We start from the raw sequence: 19,778 nt of genomic DNA on the forward strand, positions 1-19,778 counted from the left end.
TCTCGGGCTGGACCTGAACCGTGGTCGAGGGGCCAGCATCGGGGCCATGAGTGCAGCCGACATTCCGAGCCCGGTGACCTGGGCGGCCGTGATCGAGCACCCGGGCGCCGATCCGGTACGCGACCGCCACGTCTACTCCGCCCCCGGCGTCCGGGCACTGATCGTGCCCGTCCCGTCCGGTGACGCCGCCGCCGAGGTCGCGCGCGCCCTCGTCGACGAGGGCGTCAGCCTGATCGAACTCTGCGGCGGACTGACCAGCGCCCACGTCGCCGCGGTCCAGGCGGCCGTCGGCGACCGGGCCGCGGTCGGGCATGTGACGTTCTCGTCCGAGGCGCTGCAACGCGCCGCCGCCTATGCGGGGGCGGCGGGGGCGGCGGGCTGACGTCCCGTGCGCGACTGAGCTCCCGGGCGACTCGGGACGCGCGGACATGCCGGGCGGTCGCTGCCGCGCGTGCACGTGCCTAGGATGACCGGGTGGATCTGACCCTCATTCTGATCATCGTCCTGGTCGCCGGTCTGGTCGCGGTCGCGATCGGCGGCGTCGCGGCCCGCCGGCAGGCCATCAGGGCCCGCGAACGTGCCGAACTGGAGGGCCGCGCCGCCGAGGAGTCCGGCGAGCCCCCGGCGCCCGGGGGAGTCGCGGTCGACGAGCGGGAGGAGCCGGCGGTCACCGACCGCGAGCAGACCGTCCCGGCTCCCGCCCCGGAGGAGACCGTCGAGGTCGACGAGACCCTCGAGGAGGTCGAGGCGCCGGCGGACTCGGTCGCCGTCCCGCTGGAGACCCCGGAGCCCCCGCGTACCCGCCTGCAACGCCTGCGCGCCCGGCTCGCCCGCTCCGACAACCCACTGTCCCGCGCCATGCTCGGCCTGCTGTCGGGCGAGAAGCTGGACGAGGAGACCTGGGAGGACTTCGAGGACACGCTGCTCACCGCAGATCTCGGTGTCGGCCCCACCACGCAGCTCACCGAGCGGCTGCGCGAGCGGTTCACCGTGGACGGCATTGCCGATCCCGACCGGGCCCGGACCGTGCTGCGCGAGGAGTTGCTGGCGCTGATCGGTCCCGACACCGACCGCGGCCTGCACACGGACGGTACGCCGGGAGTGGTGCTGGTGGTCGGTGTCAACGGCACCGGCAAGACCACCACCGTGGGCAAGCTCGCCCGGGTCCTCGTCGCCGAGGACCGCGATGTCCTGCTCGGCGCCGCCGACACCTTCCGCGCGGCGGCCGCGGACCAGCTCGAGACCTGGGGCGAGCGGGTCGGCGTACCGACCGTCCGCGGCATCGAAGGTGCCGATCCGGCCAGCGTGGCCTTCGACGCGGTCAGCGCCGGCGTCGAGAACGAGGTCGACGTGGTGATCGTCGACACGGCCGGGCGGCTGCACACCAAGACCGGCCTGATGGACGAGCTGGGCAAGGTCAAGCGCGTGATCGAACGCAAGGCGCCGGTCACCGAGGTGTTGTTGGTGATCGACGCCACCACCGGTCAGAACGGTCTGACCCAGGCGCGGATCTTCGCCGAGGTGGTCGACGTGACCGGCGTGGTGCTGACCAAGCTCGACGGCTCGGCCAAGGGCGGGATCATCGTCGCGGTGCAGAACGAGCTCGGCGTACCGGTCAAACTGGTCGGACTCGGCGAGGGCGCGGATGATCTTGCGCCGTTCGACCCCGAGGTCTTCGTCGACGCGCTGCTCGATCCGACCCGCTAGGCCGCGCCGCCTGACATCCGTCACCGGCGGTCCCTGACGCGATCACCCGAAGCGGTGACGACAGGCATCGGTGGCGGCGGCCGGGATGCGGGAGCGTACCGACATGATCACCAAGCGCCTGCTGGCCGCCACCGTCATCACCGCCACGCTGCTGTTCGGCGGCTGCACCGCGGCCCCGACCGCCGACTTCGGCCCCGCCGAGTTCGGCCGCTACGTCACGCCGCTGGACGACCTCGCCCTGCCCGCCGCCGTCGACGGCGCCCGACTGGTCGGGATGGGCGAGGCCACCCACGGCAATACCGAGTTCTTGGCCGCCAAGCAGGCGGTGTTCGCGGAGCTGGCGACCGAGCACGGCTACCGGGTCTTCGCCATCGAGGGCGACTTCGGCGGCGCGGCAGCGGTCAACGCCTATGTCCGCGACGGCAGCGGAAGCGCGCAGGAGGCCGTCTCGGCGATCGGCTTCCCGATCTACCGGACCCGCGAGTTGGTGGCACAGGTGGAATGGATCCGCGACTTCAACACCCGCGCCAAGGCCGGGGACAAGATCAGCTTCTACGGTGTCGACTTCCAGCGCTATGACCGCAACAAGGACGGCCTGGCGAGCAACCTGTCCGCGCTCGACCCCGGTTTCGCGAAGGAGGCCGAGGAGGCGCTCGCCCCGCTCACCGACGCCAAGTTCCGCGGGCTGGACGATGAGCAGCAGCGCAGTGCCGCGGCCGCCGCCCGGACCGTGTTGGACACCCTGGTCGCCCGCGAGCAGCGCTACGCCGAGACCGATCGGGCGGCCTACGATCTTGCCCGGCAGTACGCCACGATCATCTGGCAGGGCGCCGAGTGGCGCGCCAGCGGCGCCGACTCCAATCTCCGCGACGCCTTCATGGCCGACAACGTGGGCTGGGTGCTGGACCGTGAGCCCGGACGCCGGGCGTTCTTGTCCGGGCACAACGGCCACGTCCTGACCACCCCCTACACCTTCACGCCGACCGGTGCGCTGCTGCGGCAGCGGCTGGGCGACGACTACTACGCCATCGGCACCGACGTGGTGAACTCCACCTTCACGATGGCCGGGGTCAGGGGCTCGTCGCAGGCCAGCATCAGCAACGGGGCCGCGAAGGAGTGGGCGCGGCTGTTCGGCGAGAAGGAACCGGGCTTCGTCGACTTCGCCTCCGCCAGCGCCGATCCGGCCGTTGCCGCCTTCCTGCGAGAGCCACGGGCGATGACGAATGTCGGCAACGAGGTGGTGCCGGGCTTCCAGTTCCTGCCGTTCACCTACACCATCACTCTCGCCCCGGCCGAGTCCTACGACGCGCTGGTCTTCGTCGCCGACGCGACGCCGACCACCCTGCTGCCCCCGAGCTGACCGGCTACGAGTTGATCGGCTACGAGCCGGCCCCGCGGGGCGAGCCGGCGGCGATCAACTGGGAATACAGCGTGCGGACCGCTTCCTCCGGCGCCGGATTGGGTACGCCGATCTCGCCCCGCTCGGTGAGGTCGTTGCCGAACTCGAGGCAGACGGGGCGCAGCACCTTCATGTTCAGCCGCTCCAGGGTCTGGTCGAGGGCGGCGATCGCCTTCCGGGCGCCGCCCCAGCCGTAGCCGACACAGCCCACCGGAAGATCGCGCCATTCCGCCCAGAGGTAGTCGATGGCATTCTTCAGCGGCGCCGGATAGCCCGCGTTGTACTCGCCGGTGACGATGATCAGCCCGTCGATGCCCATGATCAACTCCGACCAGGCCCGGGTGTGGGGCTGCGCATAGTTGCCATTGGCGGGCAGGTCGGGCTCGTCCAGCAGTGGAAGACCGATCCGGGCCAGATCGAGGGCGCGGGCCTCGACGTCATCAGGCGCGAGTTCGGTCACCCAGTCGGCCACGTGGTGGCCGATCCGGTTGGGTCGGGTGCTGGAGATCAGGATGCCGATCCGCGCGAGCGGATCGTCGGAAGGGGGCGGGGTGGGGGTCGATTCGGTCACCGCCCCATGCAAGCACGGCGCTCAGCCGAGCTCGGCCCGGACGCGCCACAGGCGCAGCGCGAAGTGCAGGTCGACCGAGCGCGGCGGGCGCCGCCAGTCGGCGCCGATCAGCGCGCCGATCCGCTCGCAGCGCTGCCGCACGGTGTTCGGGTGCACGTGCAGGCGCCCCGCCGACCCGGCGCTCGATCCCGATTCCAGCACCGCCCAGGCCGTCTCGGCCAGCCGCGTGCCGTGCCGCTCGTCGTAGGCGAGCACCGGGCCGAGCTGGCCGGTGATCAGCTCGTCGACCAGCGCCGGGTCGTTGCCGGCGACCAGTACGCCGGCGAGGCCCAGCGCGGGCGGGTCGGCCGCCGCGGCCGCGGCGCCCAGGGCCTCGAGCGCGTGCGCGGCCCGCCGGGCGGTGACATGTGCGGCCGCCACCTCGGCCAGCCCGTCCGCCGCGATGCTCCAGCCCAGGACGGCGGGGTTCGGGCGGACCGCCGCCAGCACGGCATCGGCGGAGTGCTCGGGGCCCGCCGGCTGCGCCAGCACGCACAGGTGACCGTCATGGGAGGACGCCAGCGCGGGCGCCGGGGCGAGCGCGGCGCGGGCGGCGCGGACGAACGCCTCGCGGCTGCCGCCGAAGCGGCGCGCCACGAGCACCAGTACCGGGCGGCGCGGGGCGAACCCGAGGGCCCGGGCCCTTGCGAGCAGTTCCTTGCCCGGGGTCGCGCTCGCCAGCAGGTCGTCGACCAGCTCGGCGTGCCCGCGCGACAGGGCCTCGACCTGGTTGCGCTGGACGGCCACCGCCGCGCCCACCGCGGGCGAGGAGCGCCCCAGCAGTTGGCGCTCGCGTTCGCCGAGGCGCGCGTGCGGGACCCGGCAGATCACGGTGGCGACGTGCCCGCCGCCGTGGCGTGCGGCGAGCACCGTGGCGTCGGCGCCCTCGACCCCGACCGCCGCCGCGGTGTGCAGCGAGGCGGCGACCGCCGTGCCGAGCGCCGCCGCGGCCACTCCATCGACCTCGGCGCCCGGCTCGATCAGCTCCACCGGGTGACCGACGCGGGCGCCGATCAGGGTGCAGACGGCCTCCGGACCGTCCGGTACGCGGGCGGTCAGCTCGTCGTGGAACCGCGCGGCCACCGGATCGGCGCCGCCCGCGCGCAGCCGCTCCAGCTCCAGCGCGACCGCCGCCGCCTCGGCCATCCGGCGCAGCGCGGCGATCTGGCGGCGGCCGAACCGCATCCGGGTGCGCTGGGCGACCAGCAGCGCTCCGACGACGTGCCCGCCGACGCGGATCGGGCAGCCGTGAATCGCGCGTACCCCTTCGCCGACGACGATGTCGTCGATCCGCGGCAGGTGGTTCATCGCGGCGTCATCGGTGTAGTCGGTGGTCTGCACGTCCACCCCGCCGGCCGCGACCGCGCCCAGGACGCCGGTACCGAGCGGCATCCGGATCGTCCGGTACGCCTCGGTGCGCACGCCGTCGGTGTACTCGATGTGCGTCTCGCCGCGGCCGAGATCGTTCAGGCTGAGATAGGCCATGTCGGTGCCGAGCAGATCGCGCGTGCGGCGCACGATGCCCTGCAGCACGAGGTGCGGGTCGCGCAGATCGGCCAGGTCGACCGCGCACTCCGAGACCGCGCGGAGCACGCGGGTCGGGGTGGGGTCGCGCGGGGTCGGGGCCGGTTCGGGCACCCCTCGAGCCTAGCGGCCGGGGTGTGTGTCGATGCCAGGTTCGCAGCCATTCTGTGTTGCCTGACCACATTGGCTCGGCCGAGGGTGCGGCGCAACGGTGGAGGCAGGCCGCAAGACCCGACGACAAGCGATGGAGGTTGTTGTGACGGAGATGAAGGTGCACGTCCTGTCCACGGGCGTGATGGAGACGGACCTGACCTGGCTGCTGCTGAAGGGCGGCCGGACGATCCGGGACCGCCACCACAAGGACGATCCGGTCGTCTGGGGTGATTGTCCGACCCACGCGGTGCTGATCGAGCATCCCGACGGCAAGATCTTGTGGGACACCGGCGTACCCCGCGACTGGGAGCAGCGCTGGGCGCCCACCGGTTTTCAGGAGTTCTTCCCGGTACGCGAGCCCGTCGACGGGCCCGGCTATCTCGACACGGCGCTCGCCGACCTCGAGCTCGGACCGGATGACATCGACGTGCTGGTGCTCTCCCATCTGCACTTCGATCACGCCGCCAACGCCAAGATGTTCCCCAAGGCCAAGATCATGGCCCAGCGCGCCGAGCTGGAGGGCGTGAAAACGATCACCGGCGAGTTCGCGGGTGCGCACCTGGTCAGCGACTACGCGGGACTGGACATCGAGCCGATCGACGGCGATGCCGAGATCGCCCCGGGCGTTGGCGTGATCTTCACCCCCGGGCACACCTGGGGCACGATGTCGCTGCGGCTCGACCTGCCCAATGACGGGACCAAGATCTTCACCTCCGATGCCGTGTATCTCGCCGATTCCTGGGGCCCGCCGGCGGTGGGCGCGGCGATCGTCTGGGACAACGTCAAGTGGTTGGAGTCGGTGGACAAGCTGCGCCGGATCGCCGACGAGACCGGGGCCGAGATGATCTTCGGCCACGACGCGGAGCAGGCCAAGACGCTGACCTATGCACCCGACGGTCACTACAGCTGAGGCGCCATGATCATCTACGACTACCGGTGCGAGGCCGGGCACGGGTTCGAGGCCTTCGTCGCCTCGGCCTCGGCCGACGCGCCCGCCTGCCCCGAGTGCGGGGCCGCGAGCCGGCGCCGGCCGTCGGCGGTGAACACGACCGGCGCCTCGACCGGCCCGAGCCGCGAGCAGCTCCCGCACAGTTGGAATGCGGTCGGCAAGGGCGATCGCGACGCGGTACGTCACTGGCACAACCTCGCCAGTCGGCGCGAGAAGCTGGAGGAGAGGCACCCCGAGCTGGCCGGGGACCGGCGCCCGGTGCTGGCCCACGAGGGCATCTTCGCCGGTCGGCCGTTGCGGGCCGGCGACGACATCGGCGCCGCGGTGGCCCGGGCGAGCGCCGACCGGCGAGACGCCGATCAGGCGACGGGCAAACAGGAGAGCGCGAAGAAGAAGGAGACCAGGTGAGCGAGCAGCAGCAGGGCACCGAGGAGACGATCTTCACCTGGGGGGCACCGCCGCTCAAGGTGGGCAACGGGGCGAGCGACGAGATCGGCTTCGACGTCGCGCAGTACGGGGCCAAGCGGGTGCTGGTGATCACCGATCCCGGGCTGGCGGCGACCGAGGTGCCGCACCGGGTCGCGGACGCGCTGCGCCGCCACGGCCTGGAGGTCGAGGTCTATGACGGCGTACACGTGGAGCCGACCGACGAGAGCATGGAGAAGGCGATCGCCTACGCCGCGGCCCAGGGGCCGTGGGACGCGTTCGTCGCGGTCGGTGGCGGCAGCTCGATCGACACCGCGAAGGCGGTCAACCTGCTGACCACCTTCCCCGGCGAGCTGATGGACTACCTGAACGCGCCGATCGGGCGCGCGCAGATCCCGCCCGGACCGCTGAAGCCGCTCTTCGCGGTGCCGACCACCGCGGGCACGGGCGCCGAGAGCACCAACGTCTGCATCATGGACGTGTTGTCGATGAAGGTGAAGACCGGGATCAGCCACTGGCGCCTGCGCCCGACGATGGCGATCGTCGACCCCGCGCTGACGATGACTCTGCCCCCGGAGGTGACCGCGGCCGCCGGTATGGACATCTTGTGTCACGCTGCGGAGTCCTACACCGCGCGCTGGTACGCCGACTTCGCGCGCAAGGCGCCCGAGGAGCGAGTCACCTACTGCGGCGCCAACCCGGTGTCGGACCTGTGGGCGGAGAAGTCGCTCGGGTTGTTGGCACGGTCGTTTCGCCGCGCGGTGCACGAGGGCGACACCGAGGCCCGCGGCGACATGATGTTCGCGGCGACCTTCGCGGGGATGGGATTCGGCAACGCGGGCGTACACATCCCGCATGCCAACGCCTACCCGATCGCCGGGATGGTCCGCGACTTCCGCCCGTCGGGTTATCCGCAGGAGGAGGCGATGGTGCCGCACGGCATGTCGGTCTCCCTGACCGCACCGGAGGCGTTCCGCTACACGTTCTCCGCGGCTCCGGACCGGCACCTGCGGGTGGCCGAGCTGCTCGCGCCGGACGCGGAGCGGACCGACGAGCCGGCCGACCAGTTGCCCTCGGTGCTGATCGACCTGATGCGCGACATCGGGATTCCGAACGGCATCGGCGGGGTCGGCTTCACCGAGTCCGACGTGCCCGACCTGGTGCCCGGCACGATGAAGCAGCAGCGCCTGCTGACGATGGCGCCGCGCGTGCCCAGCGAGGAGGACATCGCGGGCATCCTGACCCGCTCGGTCAGCAACTGGTGAGGCTCAGCCGACGTTGGTCTCGTACGCCTGGTCGCGGGTCTCGCGGGTCAGGAAGAGCGAGACCATGGTGATCACGGCTGCGCCGGACAGGTAGAGCCCGACCAGCACGGGGCTGCCGCCGGCGCTGCGCCACAGGAACAAGGCGATGAACGGCGCCACCGCCGCGCCGAGGATCGAGGCCAGGTTGTAGCTGACCGCCGAGCCCGTGTAGCGGACATTGGTCGGGAACATCTCGGGCAACAGCGCGCCCATCGGGCCGTAGGTGAGCCCCATCAGGCTGAAGCCGATGATCAGCACGGCCATCACGCCGACGAAGCCGCCGCCGAACATCGGCACCCACAGCGCGCCGAAGACGGCGATCCCGGCCGTGATCACCAGCAGGGCGCGACGCCGGCCGAAGCGTTCGGCCAGTGGGCCTGCAACCAGCACGAAGGCGCCGAAGAACACCACCCCGACGATCATCATCGCCAGGAACTGGCTGCGCGGATAACCCAATCCGGGAACCTGCGCGTCCGGCGCCGCCGTGCCGAAGCTGAGCACGAACGTGGTCAGCAGGTAGAACAACACGTAGGTCGCCAGCATGTTGAAGGTGCCGAGGATCAGCGGCCGCAGGTGGGTGGTCACGACATCGCCGAGCGGGACCCGGCGTACCGCACCCTGGGCCTGGACCCGCTGGAAGGCCGGCGACTCGACGAGCTGCAGTCGCACGTACAGCCCGAGCAGGACCAGCACCGCGCTGGCCAGGAACGGCACCCGCCAGCCCCAGCTCGCGAAGGCCTCGGGAGTGAGCGACTGAGACATGATGATGAAGAAGATGTTCGCCAGGATGAAGCCGATCGGCGCGCCGAGCTGCGGGAACGTGCCGTAGATGGCGCGCTTGCCCTCCGGCGCATTCTCGGTCGCGAGCAGCGCCGCGCCGGACCATTCACCGCCCAGCCCGATGCCTTGGCAGAACCGGAGGATGACCAGGCACAGGGGTGCCAGGACGACCCAGCCGGGAGTGGCGGCGGTCGGCAGGCAGCCGATCAGGAAAGTGGCGACGCCCATGGTCAGCAGCGAGCCGATCAGGGTGCCCTTGCGGCCGATCCGGTCGCCGAGGTGGCCGAAGATGATCGAGCCCAGCGGGCGGGCGATGAAGGCCACGCCGAACACCGCGAACGAGCCGAGCAGCTGCGTGGTCGGGTCGGCATTGGGGAAGAACAGCTTGGGGAAGACCAGCACGGCCGCCGTCGCGTAGATGTAGAAGTCGTAGAACTCGATCGACGTGCCGACCAGGGAGGCGAAGATGACCCTGCCGCGCTTGTTCACCGGCGCCGATGCCGAGGCTGTATCCGTCACGTGCTGCCTTTCTCGATGCGTGCCGCTCTCGTCCGGGCGGCGTGCACGGCGAAGGGCTCGATGATTGTGCACCCGGTCACACCGTTCGGGTGCGGATATCCGGAGAATGGGCAGCGGCGGGTACGCTGGGCCGCCGTACCGACCGCCTGACCGAAGATCCCCGGGACCGAGGAAGCCTTGTTCGACACACTGCAAGACCGGCTGGCCGCGACCTTCAAGGGCCTGCGCGGCAAGGGCCGGCTGACCGATGCCGATATCGACGCCACGGCGCGGGAGATCCGGATTGCGCTGCTGGAGGCCGATGTCAACCTGGCGGTGGTCAAGGAGTTCATCGCCGCGGTCAGGGAGCGCGCCAAGGGCGCCGAGCTGTCGGGGGCGCTGAACCCGAGCCAGCAGGTCATCAAGATCGTCAACGAGGAGCTCGTCGACATCCTCGGCGGGCAGACGCGTACCCTCCGCTTCGCCAAGCGGCCACCGACCGTGATCATGCTGGCCGGCCTGCAGGGTGCGGGCAAGACCACGCTGGCGGGCAAACTCGCGAAGTGGCTCGCCGAGCAGGGGCACACCCCGCTGCTGGTGGCCGCCGACCTGCAGCGGCCGAACGCGGTCCAGCAGCTCACCGTGGTGGCCGAGCGTGCCGGCGTCGCCTGGTACGCCCCGCAGCCCGGCAACGGGGTGGGCGACCCCGTCGCGGTTGCGCGCGAGTCCATCGGCATCGCCGAGACCAAACAGCACGATGTGGTGATCGTCGACACCGCCGGCCGGCTCGGCGTCGATGCCGAGCTGATGCAGCAGGCCGCCGACATCAAGGCGGCGGTGAACCCGGACGAGGTCTTGTTCGTCGTCGACGCGATGATCGGCCAGGACGCGGTGAACACCGCGAACGCGTTCGCCGAGGGGGTCGGCTTCGACGGCGTCGTGTTGACCAAGCTCGACGGTGACGCCCGTGGCGGCGCCGCGCTGTCGATCGCCCGGGTCACCGGCCGGCCGATCATGTTCGCCTCCAACGGCGAGAAGCTGGCCGACTTCGACGTCTTCCATCCCGACCGGATGGCCAGCCGGATCCTCGGCATGGGCGACATGCTCACCCTGATCGAGCAGGCCGAGAAGACCTTCGACGCCGAGCAGTCGGCCAAGGCCGCGGCCAAGCTCACCGGCCGCGGCGGCGAGTTCGGGTTGGGCGACTTCCTGGACCAGATGAAGGCGGTACGCCGGATGGGGCCGCTGTCCAAGATCTTCGGCATGCTGCCCGGCGCCGGCGCGATGAAGGACCAGATCGCCAACATCGACGAGAAGGAGATCGACCGGCTCGAGGCGATCATCTTGTCGATGACGCCGACCGAGCGGGACAACCCGAAGATCCTCGACGGCTCCCGGCGCTCCCGGATCGCCAAGGGATCGGGCACCAAGGTCTCCGACGTCAACCAGCTCGTCGACCGCTTCTTCGAGGCGCGCAAGATGATGACCGCGTTGGCCAGCGGCTCGATGCCCGGAATGCCGGGAATGCCCGGAATGCCGGGCGGTGGTCCCGGGAAGAGCGCCCAGCGTTCGGGCAAGCAGCAGGCGAAGAAGGGCAAGAAGCGCGGCAAGGGCGTCTCCGGGAATCCCGCCAAGCGGGCCGGCGCGATCACCACCGGTGCCGAGGAGACGCCGGCCGATCCCGCGGCCGCGTTCGGCAATCTGGACCCCAGCCAGCTCGACGAGAAGCAACTGCAGCAGGCGATGGGCGATTTCGAGCTGCCGCCGCAACTGCGGGACATGTTCAAGAACCGCTGATCGCGGCGGGTGGCAGGATGCCGGGCATGGAGACGCTGCATCTGCACGGGACGTGGCTGCCGTCGGGCGAGGTGGCCGATCGCTGGATCGTCGACGGGGTGATCACCGACGAGCCGCAATCCGATGCCACGACGATCGCAAGCGATGCGTACCTGATGCCCGGGCTGGTGGACGCCCACTGCCACATCGGGCTCGGCCCGGACGGCGCGGTCGACCGCGACGAGGCGGTACGCCAGGCGATCACCGACCGCGACTCCGGCGTGCTGCTCGTCCGCGACGCCGGCATCCCCGCCGACACCCGCTGGGTGCAGGAGCGCACGGACCTGCCGCGGACCATCCGGTGCGGCCGCCACATCGCCCGCGCCAAGCGCTACATCCGCAACTACGCCGAGGAGGTCGAGCCGACCGATCTCGTCGGCGCCGTCGAGCGGCAGGCCGCCGATTCCGACGGCTGGATCAAGATCGTCGCCGACTGGATCGACCGGGGTTCGGGCGACCTGGCCCCGCTGTGGCCGCGCGAGATCCTCGGGTCCGCCATCGACCGCGCCCACGAGCTGGGGGTACGCGTGGCCGCCCACGTCTTCGGCGAGGAGGCCGTCGCCGATCTCGTCGAGGTCGGCGTCGACTGCGTCGAGCACGGCACCGGACTGACCGACGAGGTGATCGCGCAGATGGCCGACAAGGCAATCGCGCTGGACCCCACCCTGGTGCAGATCGAGAACTTCCCGATCTTCGCCGAGCAGGGCGAGGACAAGTTCCCCACCTACGCCAAGCACATGCGCGATCTGTTCGCCCGCCGCTTCGAGACGGTCGGTAAGGCCCACGATGCCGGCATCGCCATCTACGCCGGCAGCGATGCCGGCGGCCTGCGCCCGCACGGCACGATCGCGGAGGAGATCGCGCTGCTGTCCCGGGTCGGGGGAGCAGACTTCGCGCTCGGCGCCGCGAGCTGGCGGGCCCGGGACTGGCTCGGTGCCGCGGGGCTGGCGGAGGGCGATCCCGCCGATCTGGTGATCTTCGACGCCGATCCGCGAGCCGATGTGACCGTCACCGCCAGCCCGGACCGGGTGGTGCTGCGGGGCCGCGTGGTGACCCCGGGGCAGGCCGGGTCGGCCACCCCGTAACCTTCGCCGGAACTCGACGAAGGGCTCCCGACATGACCGAGCAACCCGCTACCGCCGGCCCCGCCGAGGAACGGACCGCCGAGACCCTCAGCCCCGCCGATGCCCGCCGCGTCGCGATCGGCGCGCTGGTCGGCACCGCCATGGAGTGGTACGACTTCTTCCTCTTCACCGCCGCCGCCAGTCTGGTCTTCAACAAGACCTTCTTCGTCACCGGAGATCCGACGACATCGCTGTTGGCCTCCTTCGCGACCTTCGGCGTCGGCCTCGTCGCGCGCCCCATCGGCGGCCTGCTGTTCGGCTGGATGGGCGACCGGTACGGGCGGCGACGGACGTTGTTGATCACCATCGTCGGAATCGGCATGGTGACCGGTCTGATCGGCCTGCTCCCGGACTACTTCCAGATCGGCCTGGCTGCTCCGCTGTTGCTGATGGCACTGCGGGTGCTGCAGGGGCTCAGCGTCGGCGGGGAGTGGGGCGGTGCGATGACCCTGGCCATCGAGCACGCGCCGTTGCACCAGCGCAGCCGCTTCGCCGCGATCCCGCAGATCGGTTCGCCGATCGGCACGATCATGTCGTCCGGCCTGTTCGCGATCATCGGGCTCATCGTCGGGCAGGGTGCTGCGTTCACTGCCTGGGGCTGGCGGATCCCGTTCCTGCTGGCGATCCCGCTGCTCGCGGTCTCGCTGTGGTTGCGCAGCCGGCTGGAGGAGTCGCCGGTATTCGTGGCGATGCTGGACACGAGGTCGGTCGATCGCACGCCGGTCCGCTCGATGTTCCGCCTGCAGTGGCGCCAGCTACTGGTGGCCAGCCTGGTTGCCATGCTCGGCGTACCGGGCTTCTACCTGGTCACCGCGTTCATGATCAGCTATGGCAACCAGACCCTGAAGATCGACTCGACCGTGTTGCTGGTCGGCAGCCTGCTGGCGGCCGTCGGGCAGATCCCGACGGTGCTGATCTGCGGGCGGCTGGGCGAGCGCTTCGGTGCCAGCCGGGTGATCATCGGCGGCGCGGTGCTGAGCGCCGTGGCGGCCTTCCCGGCCTTCGCGCTGCTGGCCACCCGCAATCCCATCGCGGTCGCCGCCGGCATGATCATCGCCGTCTGCCTGCTGTCGGTCTCCTATGCCGTCTCCGGAACCTTGATGACGGGCCTGTTCCGACCCGAGATGCGCTACACCGGCACCGGAATGGCGCAGAACCTGGCCGGCGTCATCTCCGGCTTCATGCCGCTGCTGGCCACCGCGCTGGTCGCCGGCGCGGGTCAGCACTGGTGGCCGGCCGCGGTGTTGCTGATCGCGATCGCCGCGCTGACCGGCCTCGGCGGCATTCTCGGACCGCGGTACGCCGTCCCGCTGGCGGGCTTTCGGCACTGACCGGCGGCGGGCGAGTTGGTCCGCCCGGTTCGTTCTGGCAGAATTGCCCGCGCATCTGTGCCGTCGGGGCGCCCTCTCACCGCGCCGGCCGGCCAGAGCCATCCGGCCCGAGGCCCCCGGTGTCCCCACGCCGAGCCGAGGACCATCCCTACTTCACAGGAGATACCACCCACGTGGCTGTCAAGATTCGACTGAAGCGGCTCGGCAAGATCCGCACCCCGCACTACCGCATCGTCGTGATGGACTCGCGGCAGAAGCGCGACGGCAAGGCGATCGAGGAGATCGGCCAGTACCACCCGAAGAACGACCCGTCGATCATCGTCGTCGACTCCGAGCGGGCGCAGTACTGGCTCGGCGTCGGCGCCCAGCCGACGGAGGCCGTGGTGGCGCTGTTCAAGCGCTCCGGCGACTGGCAGAAGTTCAGCGGCGACACCAGCCCCGCCGGGATCGACCCGCAGCCCGAGCGGACCGACAAGACCGCCGCCTTCAATGCCGCCCTCGGTGGCTCGGCCGCCGCCGGCGACGCCGTGAAGACCAAGGCCAAGAAGTCCGCCAAGACCGACGAGGCCAAGACCGACGAGGCGAAGGCCGACGACGCCAAGACCGACGAGGCGAAGGCCGACGACGCCAAGGACTACGGCGAGAACTCCTTCCGTGGGGAGAACCCGCCGGAGGGCTTCGAGATCAAGGGCAACGAGGACTCGATGAAGTTCCACACGCCCGACTCGCCGTGGTACGGGCGGACCATCGCCGAGGTCTGGTTCAACAGCCCCGAGGCGGCGCAGGCGGCCGGCTTCGTCAACGCGGTGGCCGACGCCGGGACCGAGTCCTGAGCATGCTGGCCGATGCGCTGGAGCATCTGGTCCGCGGGCTGGTCAGCCGGCCCGACGAGGTGCGGGTCGCGGACAAGGATCTGCGCCGCGGCCGGATCCTCGAGGTCCGGGTCGACCCGTCCGATGTCGGCAAGGTGATCGGCCGGCAGGGCCGCACCGCGACCGCCCTGCGTACCGTGATCAAGTCCCTCGCCGGACGCGAGCGCGTGCAGATCGACTTCGTCGACGTCGACCGGCCGCGCCGCGGCCGCTGATCGGACGTGGCTGATTCCCGGACGGTCGAGGTCCGGGTGGGGCGGATCGGCCGCCCGCACGGCATTCGCGGCGAGTTGACGATCACGCCGCGTACCGACGAGCCCGACCGGCGCTTCGCCGCCGGCGCACGGGTACGCGATGCCGGCGGCCGGTCCTGGACGGTGGCGCGCAGCCACTGGCACCAGGGCCGGCTGCTGGTCAGCCTCGACGGCGTCGACGACCGCACGGCCGCCGAGCTGTTGCGCGGCGTCGAGCTGTACGCCGATGTGCCGGGCGCCGAGACGCCCGCCGGCCCCGAGGAGTACTGGGATCGCCAGCTCGTCGGCCTGGAGGTGCGCGATCACGCGGGTACGCCTGTCGGCCGGGTTCGCGGCATCGCCCACCTGCCCGCGCAGGACCTGCTGGAGATCGCTGCCGACGGGTCGATCCACCTGGTGCCGCTGGTCGCCGCACTCGTCGTCGAGATCGACCTGGATAAAGGTTTCCTGAAGTTGGCCGACGTGCCGGGCCTGATGGGGTAGTCCGACCCCCGACGAACTACCCTGACAGCCGTGTCCCGCTCGCAGTCTGCATCCTCCACCGCTTGTCAGCCCAGCCTCGCGCGCCGCGCCGGGCATCGCCGGGCCATGGCTGCGCCGCTCGCGGCACTGGTCCTCGGGCTCGTGCTCAGTGGGTGCACCGGCCCCAGCCAGGGCATCGTCCCCGGTACGCCCCCGCAGCCCGGCGGTCAGGGCGGCGACGAGGCCGCACCCGTCGCGCTCGCCGAGGTCGACCGCGGCCTGGTCGGCGGCCTGGACGAGGGGAAACTGTCCAGCAAGGACGCCGGGGTGAGTGACGTCGCGGTCCCGTTCGATCCCGACTCGCGCAACCTCTCGCTGGCCGTCGAGCTGGCGACCAACAAGGGGCTGCGGAACAACGCGATGGCCAACGGCACGGACTACACCCAGCAGTGGCGGGTGGTCGGCTCCTCGCCCAAGGCCGTCGGGATCTGGCTCGACACCTCCTCGACCGTCGAGGGCAAGCCGCGCAAGGTCCCGATCAGCGTGTGGTACGACCGGGCCAGCGATCGCGGCGTCGCCGCACCCGGGCTGATCAGCCTGGACGGCTGGCCCGCCTTCGTGTCGGCGGTGACCGACGCCCTGCCGCGAGACGCCGATGCCGGCGCGGTCGGCGAGGCGCTCGGCCAGGAGGCGGCGCCCTACGGCAACGGACCGGCGATGGGTTTCGACGCCGAGGGCAATGCGGTGCTGGCGTTCCGGGACGATCTGGTGCCCGGGCCGGTCCGGGTTCCGCGCGCGGCGATCGATCCGTTGTTGTCGCCGTTCGGCATCGACGCGCAGGCCTCGGCGACCGCACCCGAGCGGTTCGACCCGGGCGCGAAGCTCGACTCCCGCGACCGCAAGGAGTCGGTCGGCGGCGAGGACGAGAAGGCCGGCGCCGAACCGTCCGAGGAGCCGCAGGTGGTGGACATCCCGCAGGGGCCGGGCGGTTCCGGCGGGGAGGCCTCCGACGAGCCCACCGCCGAGCCCGCCGCGCGGCCCTATCCCTGGGTCGGTGTGAACTGCAAGGCTCGCGAGTGCGCCGCGATGACCTACGACGACGGTCCTGCCTCGGGCACCCCGGACGTGATCGAGGCCTATCTCGCCCAGGGGCAGGCGCTCACGTTCTTCCAGCTCGGGCAGGTCGTGGCCAATGACGAGGAGATGTCCACCTTCGCCGCCGCGAAGGGGATGGAGATCGCCAGCCACACCTATGTGCACGACACGTCGCTGCCGAACCGCTCCCCGGAGAAGAACAAGAAGGAGTTCGGCAAGACGAACGAGATGCTGGCCAAGACCACCGGCCGACCCCCGCTGTTCATGCGTCCGCCGGGTGGCGCCGTGGGCAAGCTGACCCGCCAGACCGCGAAGGAGTCGGGACAGGCGATCGTCAACTGGGACATCGACACCCGCGACTGGGCGACCAAGGACACCGTCCAGACCGCTGCCTCCGCGCAGACGGTCAAGCCGGGCGGCGTGGTGCTGATGCACGACATCCACGCCCCGACCGTCGCCGCCGCCGAGGAGATCGCCACTACGATGACCGAGAAGGGCTACAGCCTGGTCACCATCGGCGAGCTCAGCGACTACTCCTGGGACGCCGGCAAGCTGTACTGCGGCGAGCGCGACGAGGACGCCTGCGACTTCTGAGGGACGTGAGAAATCCCACGTCGCCGAAAGGTGCTCCTTACTACCAGTGGACACACTGGTCGCACTAGTGTTGCGGGCGTGGCGACGAGTTCACTGACAGTTCACCAACGGGCGGCGCGCTCGCTCGTGGTCTCGAAATACGTGATGGCCATCACCGGTCTGATCATGTTGCTCTTCCTGATCGGTCACATGCTGGGCAACCTCAAGCTGTTCGCCGGCGCCGAGGAGTTCAACCACTACGCGGAGGGCCTGCGTACCCTCGGCGAGCCGATACTGCCCTACAGCGCAGGGCTGTGGGCGATCCGCCCGGTGCTGCTGCTCGCGGTGATCCTGCACATCGTCTCGGCGGTACGCCTGACCCAGCGCGACCGCGCGGCCGTCGGACCGGGCCGGCGCTACGTGTCGACCCAGCACCGCACCGGCGTGCAGCGCACCTATGCGTCCTTCACCATGCGCTGGGGCGGCCTGACCATCGCCTTGTTCGTGATCTACCACCTGCTGCAGTTCACGCTGTTGCCGAAGCTGGTGCTCGACCCCGCCACCAACGGCGCCTTCCCCGGCTCCGGTCTGGCCGACCCGTACGTGCGCACGGTCACCGCCTTCACGGTGTGGTGGGTCGTGTTGATCTACGCCGCGGCCATCGTCGCCCTCGGGATGCACCTGCGCCACGGCATCTACAGCGCGGTCGCCACCCTCGGCGGAATCCGCACCCCGCGCGCCCGGACCCGGGCGCTGGCCTGGTCCGCCGGCATTGCGCTGGTGCTGTCCCTCGGATTCCTGATCCCGCCCTTCGCCTGCCTGTTTGGAGTTGTGCAGCCATGACCACCGAGACCGCCCCGACGACAGAGCCGACGACCGACGACGCGCCGGACCGCACCCTGGGAATAGATTCGGACGACTACCTGATCCTCGGCGACCCGATCGCCGACACCAAGGCCCCCGGCGGAGAGATCAAGGACCGGTGGGCCAGGCGCCGTTTCGAGGCCCGGCTGATGAACCCGGCCAACCGGCGCAAGATCAAGATCATTGTCGTCGGGACCGGGCTGGCCGGGGCCTCGGCCGCGGCGACGCTCGGCGAGGCCGGCTACCAGGTGCAGGCGTTCTGCTACCAGGACAGCCCCCGGCGAGCGCACTCGATCGCCGCCCAGGGCGGCATCAACGCGGCGAAGAACTACAAGAACGACGGCGACTCGATCGAGCGGCTGTTCTACGACACCGTGAAGGGCGGCGACTACCGCTCGCGGGAGTCGAATGTCTTCCGGCTCTCCGAGGTCAGCGTCAACATCATCGACCAGTGCGTCGCCCAGGGCGTACCGTTCGCGCGCGAGTACGGCGGCCTGCTCGACACCCGTTCCTTCGGCGGCGTGCAGGTGCAGCGCACGTTCTACGCCCGCGGGCAGACCGGACAGCAGTTGCTGATCGGGGCGTACCAGGCGCTGGAGCGCCAGATCAACGCCGGCACCGTGACCATGTTCACCCGGCACGACATGCTGGACCTGATCCTGGTCGACGGCAAGGCCCGTGGCATCGTCACCCGCGATCTGATCACCGGCGAGGTCGAGCCCCACCTGGCCGACTGCGTGATCTTGTGCACCGGCGGCTACGGCAACGTGTTCTTCCTGTCCACGAATGCGATGGGCTGCAATGTCACCGCGAGCTGGCGGGCGCACCGCAAGGGCGCGCTGTTCGGCAATCCGTGCTACACCCAGATCCACCCGACCTGCATCCCGGTCTCCGGCGACTACCAGTCCAAGCTCACCCTGATGAGCGAATCGCTGCGCAACGACGGCCGGATCTGGGTGCCGAAGAGCGGGGAGGACAAGCGCGATCCGCGCGAGATCCCCGAGGCCGACCGCGACTACTACCTGGAGCGGCGCTATCCGGCGTTCGGCAACCTGGTGCCGCGCGACATCGCCTCCCGCGCCGCGAAGTATGTCTGCGATGAGGGCCGCGGCGTCGGCCCGGGTGGCCTGGGCGTCTACCTGGACTTCGCCGACGCGATCGCGCGGCTCGGTCGCAAGGCCGTCGAGGCGAAGTACGGGAACCTGTTCGACATGTACGCCCAGATCACCGGCGAGAACCCGTATGAGGTGCCGATGCGGATCTATCCCGCGGTGCACTACACGATGGGCGGCCTGTGGGTGGACTACGACCTGCAGTCGACCATTCCCGGGCTGTTCGTCGGGGGCGAGGCGAACTTCTCCGACCACGGCGCCAACCGGCTCGGCGCCTCGGCGCTGATGCAGGGCCTGGCCGACGGCTACTTCGTGTTGCCCTACACCGTGCCCGACTACCTGGCGGCCGGGAAGTTCGAGCCGGTCGCCAAGGACGATCCAGCGGTGGTCGAGGTGGTCGATGCCGTCAACGCACGGCTGGAGAAGCTGTTGTCGATCAAGGGCAGCCGCACGGTCGACTCCTTCCACCGCGAGCTCGGCAAGATCATGTGGGAGTACTGCGGCATGGAGCGGACCGACGCCGGGTTGCGCAAGGCGATCGTCGAGATCCGCCAGCTCCGCGAGGAGTTCTGGTCCGACGTGTTGGTGACCGGCACCGAACACGAGCTGAACCAGTCGCTGGAGCGCGCCTGCCGGGTCGCCGACTTCATGGAGCTCGGCGAGCTGATGTGCATCGATGCGCTGGCCCGGCGCGAGTCCGCCGGCGGTCACTTCCGGGCGGAGTCGCAGACCGAGGACGGCGAGGCGCTGCGCCACGACGACGAGTTCGCCCATGTCGCCGCGTGGGAGTGGAATGGCGGCGACAAGCCGATCCTGCACAAGGAACCGCTGGTCTATGACTACGTCGAGATGAAGCAACGCAGCTACAAGTGAGCCGGGACAGCGAACGAGAAGTGAGGAATGGC

General features: G+C 70.5%; 18 protein-coding genes. 15 read left to right on the plus strand and 3 right to left on the minus strand.

Annotated elements, in window-relative coordinates:
- Positions 1-46: 46 nt before the first annotated feature.
- The 3 genes from GGQ54_RS14470 (at position 47) to GGQ54_RS14480 (ending at position 3,067) form a co-directional block, all read left to right on the plus strand.
- The gene (locus GGQ54_RS14470) at positions 47-382 is read left to right on the plus strand and encodes a DUF6506 family protein (protein ID WP_179445998.1); all 336 of its coding nucleotides are present in this window, start codon (positions 47-49) and stop codon (positions 380-382) included.
- A gap of 92 nt (positions 383-474) precedes the next feature.
- Positions 475-1,707, plus strand: coding sequence for a signal recognition particle-docking protein FtsY (gene ftsY, locus GGQ54_RS14475; RefSeq protein WP_343045976.1), 1,233 nt, complete (start codon positions 475-477; stop codon positions 1,705-1,707).
- A gap of 103 nt (positions 1,708-1,810) precedes the next feature.
- Positions 1,811-3,067 (plus strand): erythromycin esterase family protein, encoded by a 1,257-nt coding sequence (locus GGQ54_RS14480; protein WP_179445999.1) that lies wholly within the window; start codon positions 1,811-1,813, stop codon positions 3,065-3,067.
- A gap of 19 nt (positions 3,068-3,086) precedes the next feature.
- Here GGQ54_RS14480 and GGQ54_RS14485 read toward each other — a convergent pair whose 3' ends face one another.
- Entirely contained in the window at positions 3,087-3,677 is a 591-nt protein-coding gene (locus tag GGQ54_RS14485) for an NAD(P)H-dependent oxidoreductase (RefSeq protein ID WP_179446000.1), read from the minus strand.
- A gap of 21 nt (positions 3,678-3,698) precedes the next feature.
- Complete coding sequence (locus GGQ54_RS14490) at positions 3,699-5,354, minus strand: GAF domain-containing protein (protein WP_179446001.1); 1,656 nt, start codon at positions 5,352-5,354, stop codon at positions 3,699-3,701.
- 151 nt (positions 5,355-5,505) lie between these two features.
- On the opposite strand from GGQ54_RS14490, the gene GGQ54_RS14495 reads away from it, so the two are divergent.
- From GGQ54_RS14495 to GGQ54_RS14505, 3 genes are read left to right on the plus strand one after another with little or no spacing between them, the layout of a single operon-like run.
- Positions 5,506-6,303, plus strand: coding sequence for an N-acyl homoserine lactonase family protein (locus GGQ54_RS14495; RefSeq protein ID WP_179446632.1), 798 nt, complete (start codon positions 5,506-5,508; stop codon positions 6,301-6,303).
- Between the two features lie 6 nt (positions 6,304-6,309).
- Positions 6,310-6,750: a zinc ribbon domain-containing protein gene (locus GGQ54_RS17170; protein ID WP_179446002.1), complete on the plus strand. Its 441-nt coding sequence runs from the start codon at positions 6,310-6,312 to the stop codon at positions 6,748-6,750.
- Positions 6,747-8,033, plus strand: a complete 1,287-nt coding sequence (locus GGQ54_RS14505) for an iron-containing alcohol dehydrogenase (RefSeq protein ID WP_179446003.1) — start codon at positions 6,747-6,749, stop codon at positions 8,031-8,033. The genes GGQ54_RS17170 and GGQ54_RS14505 overlap by 4 nt, the downstream gene beginning before the upstream one ends.
- 3 nt (positions 8,034-8,036) lie before the next feature.
- Here GGQ54_RS14505 and GGQ54_RS14510 read toward each other — a convergent pair whose 3' ends face one another.
- A complete protein-coding gene (locus GGQ54_RS14510) occupies positions 8,037-9,371 on the minus strand; it encodes an MFS transporter (protein WP_179446004.1) in 1,335 nt (444 codons plus the stop codon).
- A 177-nt stretch (positions 9,372-9,548) separates the two neighbouring features.
- On the opposite strand from GGQ54_RS14510, the gene ffh reads away from it, so the two are divergent.
- The 9 genes from ffh to GGQ54_RS14555 all read left to right on the plus strand — a co-directional run bounded on the left by ffh (position 9,549) and on the right by GGQ54_RS14555 (position 19,746).
- Positions 9,549-11,147 carry a signal recognition particle protein gene (gene ffh, locus GGQ54_RS14515; protein WP_179446005.1) on the plus strand — a complete coding sequence of 533 codons (1,599 nt, stop codon included), beginning with the start codon at positions 9,549-9,551 and terminating at the stop codon, positions 11,145-11,147.
- A gap of 26 nt (positions 11,148-11,173) precedes the next feature.
- Complete coding sequence (locus GGQ54_RS14520; RefSeq protein WP_179446006.1) at positions 11,174-12,271, plus strand: amidohydrolase family protein; 1,098 nt, start codon at positions 11,174-11,176, stop codon at positions 12,269-12,271.
- Positions 12,272-12,303: 32 nt separating this feature from the next.
- Positions 12,304-13,641, plus strand: coding sequence for an MFS transporter (locus GGQ54_RS14525; RefSeq protein WP_179446007.1), 1,338 nt, complete (start codon positions 12,304-12,306; stop codon positions 13,639-13,641).
- 173 nt (positions 13,642-13,814) lie between these two features.
- On the plus strand, positions 13,815-14,474 hold the full coding sequence (rpsP, locus tag GGQ54_RS17460) for a 30S ribosomal protein S16 (RefSeq protein ID WP_343045977.1): 660 nt from the start codon (positions 13,815-13,817) through the stop codon (positions 14,472-14,474).
- Between the two features lie 2 nt (positions 14,475-14,476).
- On the plus strand, positions 14,477-14,728 hold the full coding sequence (locus GGQ54_RS14535; RefSeq protein ID WP_179446008.1) for an RNA-binding protein: 252 nt from the start codon (positions 14,477-14,479) through the stop codon (positions 14,726-14,728).
- Positions 14,729-14,734: 6 nt separating this feature from the next.
- A complete protein-coding gene (gene rimM, locus GGQ54_RS14540) occupies positions 14,735-15,250 on the plus strand; it encodes a ribosome maturation factor RimM (RefSeq protein ID WP_179446009.1) in 516 nt (171 codons plus the stop codon).
- A 105-nt stretch (positions 15,251-15,355) separates the two neighbouring features.
- Positions 15,356-16,918, plus strand: coding sequence for a polysaccharide deacetylase family protein (locus tag GGQ54_RS14545; RefSeq protein ID WP_179446010.1), 1,563 nt, complete (start codon positions 15,356-15,358; stop codon positions 16,916-16,918).
- Between the two features lie 126 nt (positions 16,919-17,044).
- Positions 17,045-17,740, plus strand: a complete 696-nt coding sequence (locus GGQ54_RS14550; protein WP_343046025.1) for a succinate dehydrogenase cytochrome b subunit — start codon at positions 17,045-17,047, stop codon at positions 17,738-17,740.
- Positions 17,737-19,746 (plus strand): fumarate reductase/succinate dehydrogenase flavoprotein subunit, encoded by a 2,010-nt coding sequence (locus GGQ54_RS14555; RefSeq protein WP_218843879.1) that lies wholly within the window; start codon positions 17,737-17,739, stop codon positions 19,744-19,746. The genes GGQ54_RS14550 and GGQ54_RS14555 overlap by 4 nt, the downstream gene beginning before the upstream one ends.
- The last annotated feature ends 32 nt before the right edge of the window (positions 19,747-19,778 follow it).

It is taken from the genome of Naumannella cuiyingiana, assembly GCF_013408305.1.
GTDB lineage: Bacteria > Actinomycetota > Actinomycetes > Propionibacteriales > Propionibacteriaceae > Naumannella > Naumannella cuiyingiana.